This window comes from Fastidiosipila sanguinis (assembly GCF_002998295.1).
Taxonomy (GTDB): domain Bacteria; phylum Bacillota; class Clostridia; order Saccharofermentanales; family Fastidiosipilaceae; genus Fastidiosipila; species Fastidiosipila sanguinis.
Genome location: NZ_CP027226.1, coordinates 329,861 through 346,561 on the forward strand (window position 1 = coordinate 329,861; position 16,701 = coordinate 346,561).

At 34.4% G+C, this 16,701-nt stretch carries 17 protein-coding genes and 3 tRNA genes; all 20 read left to right on the forward strand.

What is annotated here, in order from left to right:
• Positions 1-4: 4 nt before the first annotated feature.
• The 20 genes from infA to C5Q98_RS01455 all read left to right on the forward strand — a co-directional run bounded on the left by infA (position 5) and on the right by C5Q98_RS01455 (position 16,701).
• Positions 5-223: a translation initiation factor IF-1 gene (gene infA, locus C5Q98_RS01360; RefSeq protein ID WP_106011953.1), complete on the forward strand. Its 219-nt coding sequence runs from the start codon at positions 5-7 to the stop codon at positions 221-223.
• A gap of 229 nt (positions 224-452) precedes the next feature.
• Positions 453-566, forward strand: a complete 114-nt coding sequence (gene rpmJ / locus C5Q98_RS01365) for a 50S ribosomal protein L36 (protein WP_106011954.1) — start codon at positions 453-455, stop codon at positions 564-566.
• Positions 567-772: 206 nt separating this feature from the next.
• A complete protein-coding gene (rpsM, locus tag C5Q98_RS01370) occupies positions 773-1,141 on the forward strand; it encodes a 30S ribosomal protein S13 (RefSeq protein ID WP_106011955.1) in 369 nt (122 codons plus the stop codon).
• 13 nt (positions 1,142-1,154) lie between these two features.
• Positions 1,155-1,553, forward strand: coding sequence for a 30S ribosomal protein S11 (gene rpsK / locus C5Q98_RS01375; protein WP_106011956.1), 399 nt, complete (start codon positions 1,155-1,157; stop codon positions 1,551-1,553).
• Positions 1,554-1,567: 14 nt separating this feature from the next.
• A complete protein-coding gene (gene rpsD / locus C5Q98_RS01380; RefSeq protein WP_106011957.1) occupies positions 1,568-2,191 on the forward strand; it encodes a 30S ribosomal protein S4 in 624 nt (207 codons plus the stop codon).
• 59 nt (positions 2,192-2,250) lie between these two features.
• The gene (locus C5Q98_RS01385; protein WP_106011958.1) at positions 2,251-3,210 is read left to right on the forward strand and encodes a DNA-directed RNA polymerase subunit alpha; all 960 of its coding nucleotides are present in this window, start codon (positions 2,251-2,253) and stop codon (positions 3,208-3,210) included.
• 28 nt (positions 3,211-3,238) lie between these two features.
• Positions 3,239-3,772: a bL17 family ribosomal protein gene (locus C5Q98_RS01390; protein WP_106011959.1), complete on the forward strand. Its 534-nt coding sequence runs from the start codon at positions 3,239-3,241 to the stop codon at positions 3,770-3,772.
• Between the two features lie 93 nt (positions 3,773-3,865).
• Positions 3,866-5,689, forward strand: a complete 1,824-nt coding sequence (locus C5Q98_RS01395; protein ID WP_106011960.1) for an energy-coupling factor transporter ATPase — start codon at positions 3,866-3,868, stop codon at positions 5,687-5,689.
• A 45-nt stretch (positions 5,690-5,734) separates the two neighbouring features.
• On the forward strand, positions 5,735-6,535 hold the full coding sequence (locus C5Q98_RS01400; RefSeq protein WP_158695667.1) for an energy-coupling factor transporter transmembrane component T family protein: 801 nt from the start codon (positions 5,735-5,737) through the stop codon (positions 6,533-6,535).
• Between the two features lie 22 nt (positions 6,536-6,557).
• The gene (truA, locus tag C5Q98_RS01405; protein ID WP_106011962.1) at positions 6,558-7,451 is read left to right on the forward strand and encodes a tRNA pseudouridine(38-40) synthase TruA; all 894 of its coding nucleotides are present in this window, start codon (positions 6,558-6,560) and stop codon (positions 7,449-7,451) included.
• Positions 7,452-7,511: 60 nt separating this feature from the next.
• A complete protein-coding gene (locus C5Q98_RS01410; protein ID WP_106013051.1) occupies positions 7,512-8,945 on the forward strand; it encodes a nicotinate phosphoribosyltransferase in 1,434 nt (477 codons plus the stop codon).
• A gap of 52 nt (positions 8,946-8,997) precedes the next feature.
• Entirely contained in the window at positions 8,998-11,064 is a 2,067-nt protein-coding gene (gene metG, locus C5Q98_RS01415; protein WP_479723661.1) for a methionine--tRNA ligase, read from the forward strand.
• 1 nt (position 11,065) lies between these two features.
• Positions 11,066-11,869 carry a TatD family hydrolase gene (locus C5Q98_RS01420; RefSeq protein ID WP_106011963.1) on the forward strand — a complete coding sequence of 268 codons (804 nt, stop codon included), beginning with the start codon at positions 11,066-11,068 and terminating at the stop codon, positions 11,867-11,869.
• Between the two features lie 57 nt (positions 11,870-11,926).
• Positions 11,927-12,811: a GDSL-type esterase/lipase family protein gene (locus C5Q98_RS01425; RefSeq protein ID WP_106011964.1), complete on the forward strand. Its 885-nt coding sequence runs from the start codon at positions 11,927-11,929 to the stop codon at positions 12,809-12,811.
• A gap of 71 nt (positions 12,812-12,882) precedes the next feature.
• Positions 12,883-13,377 (forward strand): DUF4358 domain-containing protein, encoded by a 495-nt coding sequence (locus tag C5Q98_RS01430; RefSeq protein ID WP_106013053.1) that lies wholly within the window; start codon positions 12,883-12,885, stop codon positions 13,375-13,377.
• A 54-nt stretch (positions 13,378-13,431) separates the two neighbouring features.
• Positions 13,432-14,916, forward strand: coding sequence for an MBOAT family O-acyltransferase (locus C5Q98_RS01435; RefSeq protein WP_106011965.1), 1,485 nt, complete (start codon positions 13,432-13,434; stop codon positions 14,914-14,916).
• A gap of 21 nt (positions 14,917-14,937) precedes the next feature.
• Positions 14,938-16,101: a DHHW family protein gene (locus C5Q98_RS01440; RefSeq protein WP_106011966.1), complete on the forward strand. Its 1,164-nt coding sequence runs from the start codon at positions 14,938-14,940 to the stop codon at positions 16,099-16,101.
• Between the two features lie 129 nt (positions 16,102-16,230).
• Positions 16,231-16,307 (forward strand) — tRNA-Val (locus tag C5Q98_RS01445).
• A gap of 208 nt (positions 16,308-16,515) precedes the next feature.
• Positions 16,516-16,592, forward strand: a tRNA-Asp gene (locus C5Q98_RS01450).
• Between the two features lie 33 nt (positions 16,593-16,625).
• Positions 16,626-16,701, forward strand: a tRNA-Phe gene (locus C5Q98_RS01455).

Sequence of the window (16,701 nt, forward strand, 5' to 3'; positions counted from 1 at the left end):
AATCATGGCTAAAGAAGGTGTAATTGAAGTTGAAGGTATTGTTGAGGAAGTACTTCCAAATGCAACTTTTAAAGTAAAACTAGAAAATGGACATATCGTTCAAGCTCATATCTCAGGAAGATTGAGACAAAACTATATAAAAATTCTACAAGGTGATAAGGTTACATTAGAACTTTCACCATATGATCTAGATAGAGGAAGAATTACTTGGAGAGATAAGTAGTTTGGAAGCTATTAATTAACTTATATTAATCTAAAAAGCAAGTATTTGTGCAAATTAACGTGAAAAAAGCGAAAATACACCCTTTTTGACTGTGAAAATCATAAAAAGTTACAAAAAACTTGCAAGTCAAATATTTTTTGGTAGAATATTAAAGCATGCGACCCGTCGCTGTGTCGCTTTGCTTAAATGTACTAATAGAGTTGAACAAGCAAAATGAAGGAGGCGAACTATGAAGGTACGTGCATCTGTTAAACCGATGTGTGAAAAATGTCGTATTATTAAACGTAAAGGTTTGGTTAGGATTATTTGTTCTGATCCTAAACACAAACAAAGACAAGGTTAATATTTTATTCTGGTAGGTGTTAAGTTCAGGTACTGCTAAATGCTGGAGCATTACTAGCTTAAAATTTACTTTAATATATATTAATAGCATTAATAATTACATTATTAATGTGTTTACTATAAATTACGACTAAAAAATAAAGCTAGTAGATAGCTAGTAAATAAAAAGTATAAAAGTAAGTATTTAGATAATTAGGAGGAATGCGAATGGCTCGTATAGCGGGTGTTGATTTGCCAGATAACAAAAGAATAGAATATTCACTTACAGCTGTATACGGTGTTGGTCTACATACATCACAAGAAGTATTGGCCAAATGTGAAATTGATCCTAATACAAGAACTAAGGATTTAAGTGATGCTGATTTAGCTAAGATCCGTGACGTATTAGAAGATTATACAATTGAAGGTGATTTACGTCGTGAAGTTGCTATGAATATCAAACGTTTACAAGATATTGGTAGCTACAGAGGTCGTCGTCATAGAGCAGGGTTACCTACTCGTGGCCAAAGGACTAGAACTAATGCTAGAACAAGTAAAGGTCCTAAACGTGGTTCAGGTATTAAGAAGAAGAAATAAGGAGCTAGGTTAGATGGCTAAAACTAAAACAACACAAAAAAGAGTAAGAAGAAGAGATAGAAAAAATATTGACAAAGGTCAAGTTCATATTCACGCTACTTTTAACAACACAATCGTTACTATAAGCGATATGCAAGGTAACGTTATTTCTTGGTCAAGTGCTGGTGCACAAGGTATGAAGGGTTCACGTAAAGGAACTCCTTATGCAGCACAATTGGCAAGTGAAGTAGCTGCTCAAGCAGCAATGGAACATGGTCTAAAAACAGTTGAAGTTTATGTAAAAGGACCAGGTTCAGGTCGTGAATCTGCAATTCGTGCCTTAGGAAACGTCGGTTTGGAAGTTACAATGCTAAAAGATGTAACTCCAGTACCTCACAATGGTTGCCGTCCTCCTAAGAAGAGAAGAATATAATTGGGAGGTAAGATATGGCAAGATATACAGGTCCAACTACACGTTTAAGTAGACGTGAAGGTCAAAATCTATATTTAAAGGGTGATCGTAGTTTCAGCAATAAAGATGATTTTGCAAAACGTCCATATGCTCCAGGTCAACATGGTAAAGCAGGTGTACGTCGTAAGATGTCTGAATATGGTATGCAATTACGTGAAAAACAAAAAACTAAACGTTTCTACGGTTTACAAGAGAAGCAATTCCACAAGCTCTATCAAGAAGCTGATAGAATGAGAGGAAATACTGCTACTAACTTCCTAACTTTATTGGAACTACGTTTTGATAATATTGTATACCGCTTAGGTTTAGCAAGTTCCAGAGCTCAAGCAAGACAAAGAGTAAGTCATGCACACTTCACAGTAAATGGTAAAAAGGTAAATATTCCTTCCATTACACTAAATGCAGGTGATGTTATTGAAGTTGCTGAAGGTTCAAGAGATTTAGAAATATTCAAAGAACTAGTGGCAAATCATGCTGTACCTGAATGGTTAAGTTTTGATGCTGACAATCTTAAAGGAACTGTTGTTAGAACACCAGGTAGGGAAGATGTTGATTTAGAAGTTCAAGAACGTCTTATCGTCGAGCTCTATTCACGTTAATTTTCCTTCCTTGTTGCGAGTTGCTAGTTAAACTAGCTAAAAACCCAGGGAGGTAAATGATGTTAAAAAATAATAAACCAATTATAACCATAGCTGAATCAAATGAAGATGAGTCATATGGAAAGTTTGTTGTAGAACCTCTGGATAGAGGCTACGGAATTACTTTAGGTAATGCATTGAGAAGAGTTTTACTTTCTTCTCTAGGTGGTGCAGCTGTTACAGCTTTAAGAGTTGATGGTGTATACCACGAGTTTTCACCAGTAGATGGCTTGATTGAGGATATGACAGACATTATTCTTAATGTTAAAGGCATTAGAATCAAAATGAATGTATCAGGTCCAAAGACACTTTACTTAAGTGTTGAAGAAGGTGAAACAGGTGTAATCACAGCTGGTGATATTGTTCATGATGATGAAATTGAAATTATGAACCCAGATCATGTAATTGCTACTTTAAATGGTGAATCCAAAGTATTTATGGAATTTACAGTTAGCGAAGGAAGTGGTTACAATACAGCAGATGAAAACAAGTGGCCAAATCAACCTATTGGAATTATTACAATTGATTCAATTTTCACACCAGTACAAAAGGTTAATTATAGAGTAGAAAATACTCGTGTTGGTCAAGTTACAGACTTTGACAAATTAACTATTGAAGTTACTACTGATGCTACTATTACAGCAGAAGATAGCTTAAATGAAGCAGCCTCAATCTTAATTGATCAATTCTCACTCTTCCTTGATCTTGAAGAAGAAGTCGAAGAAGAAGTAGTAGTTATTGATGAAGAAGAAGAGGAGAGAAATGAGTTACTCGATACAGCAATCGAAGATATGGACTTCTCAGTAAGAACATACAATTGCTTGAAGAGAGCTTCAATTAACACTATTGGTGACTTAACCATGAGAACAATGGATGATTTGCTAAAGGTTAGAAACTTAGGTCGTAAATCATTAGATGAAATAGATTCTAAACTAGCAGAGATTGGATTGCAGTTAGCTCCTGACTCTGCAGAGTATTAATAAATTATTGCAGTAGAAGGGAGTCGTTATGGCAGGATATAGAAAATTAGGCAAACGTAATGACATTAGAGAGAACATTTTACGTAACTTAACAACTCAGTTAATTGTTAGCGGTCAGGTAAAAACAACTGTAACAAGAGCTAAAGAAGTTCAAAAGATAGCTGAAAAACTAATTACTTCCGCAGCTTTAGAAGCAGATAACTTTACAACAAAAGAAATCTTAGTTTCAGAAGCTAAAAAAGACAAAGATGGTAAGAAAGTTTTGAAAGATGCTAAATCTTTGGCAGGAAATGATTTCTACAAAGTAGAGCGTGAGTTAAGTACAAAAGAAGTTCAAGTTGATGAACCATCACGTTTAGCAGCACGTAGAAGAGCATTAAATGTATTGTATCGTGCAAAAGATGAAGATGATAATCAATTGAATCCAGTAAATATTTTATTCAATGAAATTGGTCCACGCTTCAAGGGTCACACAGGTGGTTACACTAGAATAATTCCTACAGGAACACGTCGTGGTGATTCAGCAGAGATGTGTGTACTAGAAATTATTGATGCAGAATAATTTTACTAAAATTTAATTTAAAGTATTATATATTAGGTCAGGGTAATCCTGACCTATATTATTATTTGGAAGAATTTGGATGTCTGCAAAAGTATGATTGAATCAAACGAAACTTTTTTGAATATTAGTAATGTTAGTTATATTTATGATGAAGGACTAGAGTTCGCTGAGCAAGCCTTAGATAATGTAAGTCTAAGTATAGAATTAGGCCAAAAAATTGCAATTTTAGGAGAAAATGGTTCGGGAAAGTCTACTCTTGCTCATATTATTAATGCATTAAACTTTCCACAAGAAGGTGATGTTTTAATCTTTGGAAAATCGACTCAGGATGAAGACATTTTCGCTAAAATTCATCAGTTGATTGGAATGGTTTTCCAAAATCCAGATAATCAAATCGTTGGGACAACTGTTGAAGAAGATGTAGCTTTTGGACCTGAGAATCTCGCCATACCTAGGGAAGAAATGTTGAGACTTGTACCTGATGCAATCAAGAAGGTTGGTCTCGAAGGTTTAGAGCTAAGAATTCCGGCAGAACTTTCTGGTGGGCAGAAGCAAAAACTAGCAATAGCTGGAATTCTAGCCATGCAGCCTAAGTGCATTATTTTAGATGAAGCTACTTCAATGTTAGATCCTAAATCTAGGCGTGAGATTCTATCTATACTATATGAACTTAATGAAAAGTATAATATAACTATAATCAATGTTACTCATCATATGGATGAGGTTGTCGGCGTTGATCAAGTTTTTGTAATGCAGTCTGGTCGAGTAGTTTTTGCGGGTAAAGCAGAAGAATTTTTTACTGAAGATTATTTGTTAAACGACGTTTCAATGCGAAAACCTGAATATGTTGAACTCAGTTCAAGATTATTTGAGGCTCTGCAGGAAAATCTTGAAACTAAATTCTTAATAAGTCCAGAGACTGCAGCAAATAATGTTAATGAGCTTCTTAAAAAATCAGAAACAAAGAAGTTGCAAGATATCTTTTCAGCATTAGATAAAGAAAATAATTTATTTCCAGATTCTAAGAGTTATTTCAATGCAATTAAAGATAATAGAGATCTTATCATTCAAGCTAAAAATTTAAATTTCCAATATGATAAGGATGAAGAGGATTCTTTTGATGCCCTTATTGATATTAATCTTGATATTTATAGTGGAGAATTTATTGCTATTTGTGGAAGTACTGGTTCGGGTAAGACCACATTAGTGCAACATTTTAATGGATTGATTAAATTACAGACTGGTGAGTTAAGAGTTTTTGACAAGGATTTAAAAAAAGTAGAGGATATTGCCTCGATAAGAAAAAATGTTGGTATGGTTATGCAGTACCCAGAAGATCAGCTTTTTGCAGAGTCTATATTTGAAGATGTGGCTTTTGGTCCTAAACAATTGGGATTCCCTGAGGATGAGATAGCAGAAGCAGTTAATGATGCTTTGGCGATGATGGGCATGCAAGATATTGATCCTAACAAATCTCCTTTTGCTCTTTCTGGTGGACAAATGCGAAGAGTAGCTATTGCTGGTATTCTTGCGATGAAGCCAAAAGTCTTAATTTTAGATGAACCTGGTGCAGGCTTGGACCCTAAAGGTAAAAAAGAACTCTACAATATTCTCAAAAACTTGCAAAGTCAGGGTGTCACTATAATTATGATTTCGCACAGTATGGAAGATGTTAGTAAATTAGCTGATAGAGTGATAGTTATGAAAGAGGCTAAGATTCAAAAATTCGCAACTGTTAAAGATGTTTTTGCTAATATGGATTTCTTAGAGGAAAGTGAATTAGATAAGCCTGAATTAATTGCTTTTGCAGAGGAATTTAAGGCATACTATCCGGAGCTTAATACTATACAATTTAGAGTTGATGACTTGATGAGAGAGTTGCTCAAGGCTGAAATAGGCTCAAGAGCGACTAATTAATTTTAATTAAACATAGACAACAAGAAAATAAATCAGGAGATTTTTGTGAAGCTTAATGTAATTGGAACATACAAAGCAGGAGATTCAGTAATACATAAATTAGATCCTAGGATTAAGTTATGTCTATCTTTTGCATTAATGATTTTGGTGTTCTTTTTGAGATCGCCTTTAGCTTTAGGTATGTATGGCCTATTTACTTTCACATTAGTTTTATTAGCAAAAATGAACTTGAAGAGAGTTTTCAACTCAATTAAACCCATACTTTTTATTCTTAGTTTTGCATTTATAATTAATATTTTCACAGTACCAGGTGAGAGTATCTGGTCGTGGGGATTTTTGAGTATCAGTAGAGAAGGTCTATATTCTGGTATTTTGGTGAGTGTTCGCTTGATTCTTCTGACGATCCAGACCAATGTCTTAATATCTTATACAACCAGCTCATTGCTTTTAGCGGATGCTATTGAGTCTCTCTTGAGTCCTCTGAAAAAGATAAATGTACCAGTTCAAGACTTTGCTCTGATGATATCAATTGCCTTAAGATTCGTACCAACTTTAGCAGAAGAAGCGGATAAAATTATGAAAGCTCAATCAGCTCGTGGAGCCAATTATGACACGGGTAAGCTAAAGGATAAAATTAAAGGAATGATTACGATATTAGTTCCACTTTTTGTAAATGCAGTCAAAAGATCTGAAGAGCTAGCCATCGCCTTAGAGGCCAGAGCGTATGGAATTAGTCCAATAAGAACTAAATATAAACCACTTAAATTAGGTTGGAATGATCTGATTTTTAGTGTCTGTAGTATTTTTGTTATTGTATTAATAATAGTTTTAGAGATTTTCTTTTAGATAAACAACTGATGGAGTTTTAATGAATAGTGAAGGTATAGAAAAACAGAATATGGAAGCTGATGTGAATGAAGCAGCAAGCAAAATACAATCCAGTCAAGGCAAAGATAATAGTAAGAAGAAAATAGCTTTGTTAGTACAGTATGTTGGCACAAATTATGGTGGCTGGCAGAAACAAGATAATGCTCCTACGGTACAAGGTGAGCTAGAAAAGGCGCTTACCAGATTATGCAAAGAGCCAATTCGCCTGCAAGGATGTAGTAGAACTGATGCTGGAGTACACGCTAGATTTCATATTAGCCATTTTGTAAGTACTACTACTATGCCTATAGATAAAATTCATATCGCTATGAATACTATTTTACCAGGTGATATTACCGTCATGGATGCAAAAGTCGTAGATATGAGCTTCAATGCGAGGTTTGACACTATTGGTAAAAAGTATAGTTACTATATTTGGAACAACACACATAAGAGTGCTTTTTTGACGCCTTATTCTATTCAAGAGAGTAGAGATTTGGATTTAGCTGCGATGCGAGAAGCGGCTACTTATCTAGAGGGAGAACATGATTTCCAAGGGTTTATGTCTCAGGGTTCACCCGTTAACTCTACTATAAGAGAGCTATTTGAGGTAAAGGTTCATGGTGAAAAAGGGCAGATGATACGAATTGATGTTAAAGGAAATGCCTTTCTTTATAACATGGTTAGAATTATTGCTGGTACCTTACTATATGTAGGTTTGGGAAAAATTAATGCAAACGATATACCAGAAATAATACTAAGTGGTAAAAGAGAACTAGCTGGCAAAACTTTAGCGGCCAAAGGACTTTTCCTAGAAGAGGTTTACTATGACAATGAGATATTCAATGAATGGTATAATGGAGAGCAAAATTTGGTAAAATACTTAGGTATTTAAATTATTCAATGTCCTTAAGATGGAGGTGGAGTTTTGAGTAAGTGGGTAAGAAAAAATAATATGAGTCTTGTATTAGACTATTACGAATTAACAATGTCACAAGTGTACTTCAACGAGAAGAAACACGAAGATATAGTATATTTTGATCTATTCTTTAGACGTGTTCCAGAGAATGGTGGCTATGCCATAATGGCAGGTCTAGATGAAATTATTAATGCTCTTGAAAATTTTCACTTTGATGAAGAAGATATTGAATTTTTGAGAAGTACTGGTGATTTTACTGAAGAATTCTTGGATTATTTAACTAATCTGAATTTCTCCTGCGATATTTGGGCAATACCAGAAGGTACTGTTGTTTTCCCAGGAGAGCCTCTGCTTAAAGTTAGAGGACCACTTGTCCAAGCACAGTTGATTGAGACAATGCTTTTGCTTAATATAAACCACCAAAGTTTAATCGCTACAAAAGCGAGCCGTATAAATCACGCAGCTGAAGGTAGAGCGATTGCTGAGTTCGGTGCACGTAGAGCTCAAGGGTATGATGCCTCAGTTCTTGGTGCCAGAGCGGCCTATATTGGTGGAGTCTCAAGTACATCAAGTACTATGGCAGGTGGAGTGTTTAATGTTCCGGTTTCAGGAACAATGGCACATAGCTTTATCCAATTATATGACAACGAATATGATGCATTTGTAGATTATGCGAAGGCATATCCAGATAATACAGTACTCTTGGTAGATACTTATAACGTATTGAAACAAGGTATTCCTAACGCTATTAAAGTTGCAAAAGAAGTCCTAGAACCAATGGGCAAACGTCTAAAAGGTATTAGAATTGACTCAGGTGACTTGACATACTTAACCCAAGAAACACGTAAAATGCTTGATGAAGCTGGTTTAGAAGATTGCAAAATTGTAGTAAGCAACTCATTGGATGAATACGCAATCAAAGACCTATACTCTAATGGGGCGAAAATTGATTCATTTGGTGTAGGCGAGAGATTAATTACATCAAAAAGTGAGCCTGTTTTTGGTGGCGTCTATAAATTAAGCGGTGTCGAAAAGGAAGATGGTAGTATTCGAGCAACAATGAAAATTTCAGAGAATGTTGCGAAAATTACAAATCCAGGTAGTAAGGAAGTTTATAGATTTTACGATAACGAAACTGGTAAAGCTATAGCTGACCTAATCACACTGGAAGGAGAAGAAGTCGTAGGACAAGAATCATACGAGCTATTTGATCCAATTGCGACATGGAAACGTCAAACAGTTACAAACTTTACAGCAAGACCATTGTTAGAGAAGATCTTCGAAAATGGTGAATTGAAATATGAAAGACCTAGCTTAAACGCGATTAAGAACTACTGTACAAAAGAGAAGAGTACATTATGGCCATCTGTAATGCGTTTCGATTCACCTCATGAATATTACGTGGACTTATCACAAGACCTATGGGACTTGAAACAAGAAATGATCCGTAAATTAACTAAGAATATATAAAAATTTAAAAATAATTAAAAGAAAAGACTAGTTTAATTGATAAAACTTGTATATGAAAGATTTAGAAGATTTAGAAGTATTAGAAGTATTAGACAGAAGAAGGGCAGAAGCTATGACTGATGTTTTAAAAGAAAAAAGAAAATCAGATAATAAATTTTATTTAACAACACCTATTTATTACCCAAGTGATAAATTGCATATTGGACACTCATATACTACTGTTGCGGCAGACTGTATAGCTAGATACCAAAGATCATTGGGTAAAGACGTAATGTTCTTGACTGGTATGGATGAACACGGTCAAAAAATCCAAGAAACAGCAGAAGCTGCAGGGCTAGAGCCACAAGAGTACGTTGATAATATGGCAGTTGGTATTAAAGATCTTTGGAAATTGATGAATATTAGCTATGACAAATTCATTAGAACAACTGATGATTATCATGAGAAGGCAGTTCAAGAAGTATTTAAGAAACTATATGATCAAGGTGATATATATAAAGGCGAATATCAAGGTTGGTATTGTACTTCCTGTGAATCATTCTGGACTGAGTCCCAATTAGCGGAGGGTGGGGTTTGCCCTGATTGTTCTGGCCCAGTATATTTAACAAAAGAAGAATCTTATTTCTTCAAGTTAAGTAAATATGGAGACAAAGTTCTTGAACTTTACAAAAATCAACCTGATTTCTTAAAACCAGATAGATCTAAAAATGAGATGATCCACTTCATTGAAGAAGGTTTGGAAGATCTTGCAGTAACTCGTACTTCTTTTAATTGGGGTATTCCAGTTCCATTTGATCCTGACCACGTAATCTATGTTTGGGTTGACGCTTTGGTTAACTATATTAGTGCTCTTGGATATCCTGATGATGTTGATGGCAATTTCGAGAAATATTGGCCTGCTAATATTCACTTGGTAGGAAAAGAGATTGTTCGTTTCCACTGCATTATTTGGCCAGCGCTTTTAATGGCTTTGGGAATTGAGCTTCCAGAGCGAGTATTTGCTCATGGTTGGTTACTATTAAATGATAGTAAAATGAGTAAATCTAAAGGAAACATTGTTGATCCAGTATTGCTATGTGAACGCTATGGTGTTGATGCAATTAGATATTTCTTGTTAAGAGAAGTTAGTTTTGGATCTGACGGTAACTTTAGTAATGAAGCTTTGGTTGAAAGAATTAATTCAGACTTAGCTAATGATTTAGGTAATCTTTTAAGTCGTTCAACCGCCATGGTAAATAAATACTTTGATGGTGTTTTGCCAAATGAAAGAGTAGAAACTGAGTTTGATAAAGACTTAGCAGCTGTTGCTAATAAAGCAATTACTGATTCAAGAAATTACCTAGATCAAATGCAATTCTCTCACGCTCTAGAAGCAATTTGGGATTTAGTTAAGCGATCTAATAAATATATTGATGAAACTACTCCTTGGATTTTAGCAAAGTCAGAAGATGAGAGTGCTAAGTTAGCAAATGTTCTAGGAAACTTACTTGAAGCTTTAAGAATTACGGGAATACTACTGGCACCATTTATGCCAGATACTTCAGATGCAATTTTAGCTTCATTAGGCAAAGAATCAGACATAAATATAGATCTTGAATTTTCTGAATTCGTTACGGAGTCCAAGGTTGAAACGACTAAGCCTTTATTCCCAAGATTAGAGTTAGATAAAGAGATGGAATGGCTTGATAAAATTAACTCTGAGCAAAAAGAAAAGGCCAAAGCTAGACAAGAAAAGTTAGCTAAAGTAAGAAATAAGAATGCTGATGTAGAAGCAAAGACTAAAACTAAAGCAGAAATAAAATTCAATGATTTTGAAAAATTAGAACTACTAGTAGCTACAGTAAAAGATTGTCAAGCAGTTCCAGAAACTGATAGATTATTGCAGTTCAAACTTGAAACCTCTAATGGAGAAATTAGAGATGTTATTTCTGGATTAGCTGAGCATTATAAACCTGAGGATTTAATTGGCAAGCAAGTTGTACTCTTAGCTAACTTAGAACCTCGTAAGATTAAAGGTGTAGTCAGTCAAGGTATGATCTTGAGTGCCGAGAACAAAGATGGTTCATTGAGTCTTCTAACAACAGACAAAGAAGTAGAGTCAGGAGCAGAAATAGGTTAAGATGCTGTACGATACACACGCACATTTGAATGACCCAATATTGATACAAGAACTAGATAATTATATTGAGAGTGCCAAGCAAAATGGCGTGAGTCTGATCAATAATGTTGGTTATGATTTAGAGAGCTCCTTAAGAGCAGTCAGGATTGCACGAGAGAATCCTAATTGTTACGCAATTATTGGTATTCATCCGCATGATGCAAATCAGTGGAATGCTGAGACTGAAGTGGTCTTTAGAGAGTTATTAGATAATAAAATAACAAATAAGATCATAGGAATTGGTGAAATTGGTTTTGACTTGCACTTTGATGATAGACATAGTGATGAAGTGCAGATGCAGGCTTTCATAGGTCAGATGCAATTAGCTTATGAATATGATCTACCTGTGTCAATTCACTCTAGAGATGCAAGTGATATAACTGAACATGCATTAATAAGTCTTAAAAATCAAGGAAATTTTAGAAAAGAAAAAATTGGTGTTTTTCACTGTTATTCTTATGATGTAGAATATGCATTGAAGATGAAAAAACATGGTTTTCTTTTTGGTTTTGATGGGCCAGTTACTTTTAAGAATGGTGCAGATAAAAGAGAAGTTGTCTCAGCTTTAGACCTTGAAGACATTTTGCTTGAAACAGATTGTCCATACATGGCACCAGAACCATATAGAGGTAGAACTAATCAACCAGCTTTTCTTACAGAAATTGCTAAAAAAGTAGCAGAGATAAAAGAAGTTTCTTATGAGAAAATTGCTGAGATTACTACGGATAACGGAAAGAAACTATTTGACTTAGAAAAATATAATTAACTTTAAATTAGTAATTATATGTTTCCTAAAGTTTTAGAATGAGATTAAGAGGTTAATATGAAAAAAATCAAATATATTGCATTAGCTTTAACTGTATTACTAGTTGCTTGCGATGTACCAAAAGTTAAACAAGTAGAAGAATCTACTCCACAAGCAGCAGAAAACTCTAGTAGTGAATCGAGTGAAGAGACTAGTGCAAGTACAAGTAACCCTGATACAAAGGAATCTTCAAGTAAAGATTCTGAAAAAGATAGTGAAGAAACGGAAGAATCTAAAGAAGCTGATAATACAGAGGTTTCAAATCAAGGTGAATCTGTAGATGGTAATGGAGATAGTCTAACAACAGTACCGGAAACAGAGGCAAAACCAGAATCATATTTTGCAGATGCATTATTTATTGGAGATTCTAGAACACAAAGTTTGATGCTGTATGGTTCTTTATATGACGCTGACTTTATTAGCACTAGAGGCTACAATGCACCACAATATTTCAGTGAAGTAATTTCAATAAATGGTACAGAAACTACAGGTACAGATTTTGTGAGTTCTAAAGAAAATTCATACAATAATGTTTACTTAATGCTAGGAACTAATGAGCTGGGATATGATTTAGGAGTATTTATAGAAAACTATAGAGCAGTTATCAAAGATGTTAAGGCAAAACAAGCAAATGCAAATATTTACTTGAATGCAATATTGCCTGTTACTAAGTCGAAAGATGATACTAATGATGCTTGGGGTGTTAAGAACTCTAATATTGTTATTTTTAATAAAGCATTAAGACAACTTGCAGATGAAGAGGGTATTTACTTCCTAGATGCAAGCGCAGCTATAGCTAATGAGTTAGGATATTTACCAGAAGATATTTCACCAGATGGAGTCCATTTTGATAAGAGTACTGTAGATAAATGGCAAAAATATATCCAAACACATGTAGCTTAAATTTGATTAATTAAAGTAATTGTTGATATAGTTAAAAAAACAGATTATAAGTATAGGAATAGGAGATTTGTATGAAAAAGAAATTAATAAGTGTTTTATCAGTATTTGTTATGGTATTTGCTTTAGTAGCTTGTGGAAACAAGTCTGGAGAATTAGCAAGTGATTTAAACCTAGATGGTTTGGCAAAAGATTTATTGGCGAAAATTGAATTCCAAGATAAAGACCTTGCCCCAATACCAGAAAAAATTAGAGACAGATATATGAATCAAGTAGATTTCTCTAAAGTTAAAAATTCTGCTATCTACGCTGGTGGTGGTTTCATTGCTGAAGAAATTGCATTGTTCGAAGCTAATAGTGCAGAAGATGCTGAAGCCGTTGAAAAATCTATTGAAAGTAGATTCGAGTATTTCAAAACATCATTTGGTAACTACACACCAGAACAATTAAAAAACTTAGAAGATCCAGTATTAATCAGAAGTGGAAACTATGTATTGAGTGTTATTTCATCTAATAACAAAGAGGCCAATAATTTAGTTAAAGCTTGGATTGATAGCAATTCTAAATAGTAAGTTAATTAACATAAATATGAAATAATTATAGAAGGTTAAAAGAGGTACAAAATGGCGTTTAATAGTATTGTGTTTTTATATATGTTCTTACCAATTACTTTGGTACTATACTATTTACTGCCGGATAAAGCTTCCAATACTAAAATTAAATCTATAGTATTAATAGTTTTAAGTTTAATCTTCTATTCTTGGGGAGATATTAAATATCTTCCTCTACTTTTATTGGCTACAATTTTTAATTACTTGGCGCTAGAGGGCTGGACTTGGTTCAGAATGACTAAAGGGGAGTCCCTAACTGCCAAGATTTTATTTGCTCTAATTGTAGTACTCAATGTAGCTCTACTTGCAAGTGGAAAGTACTTCTTAAAAACAATGCCTTTGGCAATATCATTCTATACCTTCAAAATGCTCTCAGCTGTTTTTGACATTAGAAAATCTCTTATTGAGAGTGAAGCGGAGAGATTAGAAAACCAAGGCTTAGTACTAGAGCGTAAAGAAGCTGAATTAGATGCAATTTATCCAACTTATATTTGGACTAATTTCAAAAAAAATATTAAGCTAAACTTTACAAATTTCTTGCTTTACATTAGTTTCTTCCCAGAGCTAATTATTGGACCTATATCAAGATTTAAAAATTTTATCCCTAGTATAGAAAAGGCTAAGAAATCTTGGAATAATCTATATCAAGGATTGCTGAGATTTTTACCAGCATTGTTTGTAAAAGTTCTAATAGTCGATGAGATTGGAGCGTTGAGAACTGACTTGCTTAATGGGTTAGGTGATAATCTAGGTGTACTAGAGGCTTGGTTAGTAGCAATTTTTTACATGATATATATTTACTTAGACTTTGCTAGCTATTCTGCAATGGCTGTAGGTTTGTCAAGAACTCTAGGTTTCGATTCACCTGAGAACTTCAATAATCCATATTCAGCTGTTTCAATAACAGATTTTTGGCGAAGATGGCATATGAGTTTGAGTAGTTGGTTTAGGGATTATGTATATATTCCATTAGGTGGAAATCGTAAAGGTTTAGCAAGGCAACTTCTCAATATAACTATAGTGTGGGCTCTTACAGGAATTTGGCATGGTAATCAGCTAAACTTCTTGTTGTGGGGACTCTTCTATGCAGTGATTTTGATCATGGAAAAAATGTTCTTGCTCAAGACTATGGAGCGCTTACCTAAAGTAGTAAGAAGAATAATTACTCTATTTATTGTAAATATGGGATGGGTTCTATTTGCCTTCCCTAATACAAAAGATCTATTCTCAATGTTAGGCAGCATGTTTGGTGCTAATGGATGGTCTAATGGTGAAGGTATTTATGTTTTAACTGGCAATATTTTCCTAATATTAATAGCACTGCTAGCTACAAGTGAGTTATTTACTAAGTTCCTCAAGAATTTGCGTGAGAATGAATCTTGGAATAAACCTTATATTTTAGTTATAAGACATTTAGTTACTTTGATTTTACTAGTGATATCAACTGCATATATTCTTGATCAAAGTTTCGCATCATTCTTGTATTTCCAATTTTAGGCATAGGAGGAGAATAAAGTTATGAAGAAGATAAATAAAATTTTTGTAGCATGTTTAGGTGTTCTAGTTTTTGCAACTACAGCAACTCTATTATTCTCTAAGCCTAAAGAGTTTTCCTGGACTGAGCGTAGACCTTTGAATGTCTGGCCTGATTTTAACTTGAGAAGTGTAGAAGCGGGAGAATGGAGCAAGAATGTTGATTCAGCCTTAGCAGATCAATTTCCTGCAAGGGATGAATTATTAGGCTTGAAAGCCTTTACCCAAAAATATACTGGTAAGTCTGATAATGGACGTGTTTATTTTGCTAAAAAAGATCACTTAATTGAAGTAAATAGAGAAATTAATGCGAAACAATTACAACTAAACATTGATGATATGATCGATTTCTATGAAAACCAATTCTTAAAAACAAGTACAGGACAAAGAGGAAGTCTTGTACTAGCGCCAACCTTAGCTGAAGTTGGTAAAGATCTTTTGCCAGCATATGCTCCAGATGCAAATCAAGCTCCTTTACTTAATGAAGCTTATGCTAAGGGTAAGGCAGGCGGTTTGAATGCGCCGAACTTACTTGAAGCTTTAAGCAATAAATACAAGAATCTAAATAACGATGAGCATCTATACTTTAGAACAGATCATCACTGGACACAGTTAGGTGCACATACAGCTTATTTGGCATACTTGGAAGGCCTAGGAGAGGACTTAATTACAGAACAGTATAGTATCAAGAAGGTTAGCGATAATTTCTATGGTACAAATTGGGCCAAAGCCAGTACAAAGACTATTGCTCCAGATGATGTTTATGCTTATGAAAGAGATGCTCTAAATGATGTAAAAGTTTACAACAAGGATGGTCAGCTTGTAAGAAAAGGCTTCTATAATGAAGAAGCTCTAAGCGGTACAGATCCATATGAATACTTTTTGGGAGCTAACCAAGATTATATTCGTTTAGAGAATAATATAAATGGAAATAATAAGAAGCTTCTAATCTTTAAAGATTCATTTGCTAATGCATTTTTACCTTTCCTTTGTGATGAATACACTAGCATAACCATTGTAGACCTAAGATATTTATCCACTCCTGTTTCTGAGATTTTAGAACAAGGTGAGTTTACTGATCTCATGTATCTATACAATATTGTTACTTTAGCAGGGGATAATAATACATATAAGTTGTTGCAGGATTAATACTGGACTTAAGAAAAATTTTTGGAAAAATAGAAAAATCTTGTAAAAAGTGCTTGACAAGTATTATCACTGTGATAAAATTTTACATGCTTTTGAAAAACAACTACACAGATAACTGTTTAGTGTTGAGGGGAGTTAGCTCAGTTGGTTAGAGCATCTGCTTTACACGCAGGGGGTCGGGGGTTCGAGTCCCTTACTCCCCACCAGACAAGAAGCCAGTAAATATGAATTTTTTACTGGCTTTTCTTTTGCAAAATGACACTTGAATTATTAATAGCTTAATTAGTAAAAGTGTTTGCAAAAGCTTGAGTTATTTAGTAGAATTTGTAGCACGATTTGAAAATCTAGTTCTTCCAAGAGAAGAAATTGCTTGACAAAGATATAAAAGATGATAGAATCGTTATACACAGATTTGGCGCAGTAGTTCAGTTGGTTAGAATGCCAGCCTGTCACGCTGGAGGTCGAGGGTTCGAGCCCCTTCTGCGTCGCCAATTTAATTAATACCAGACAAGCTTCTGGTACATGCCCAGATAGCTCAGTTGGTAGAGCACTTGACTGAAGCTCAAGGTGTCGCTGGTTCGATTCCGGCTCTGGGCACCA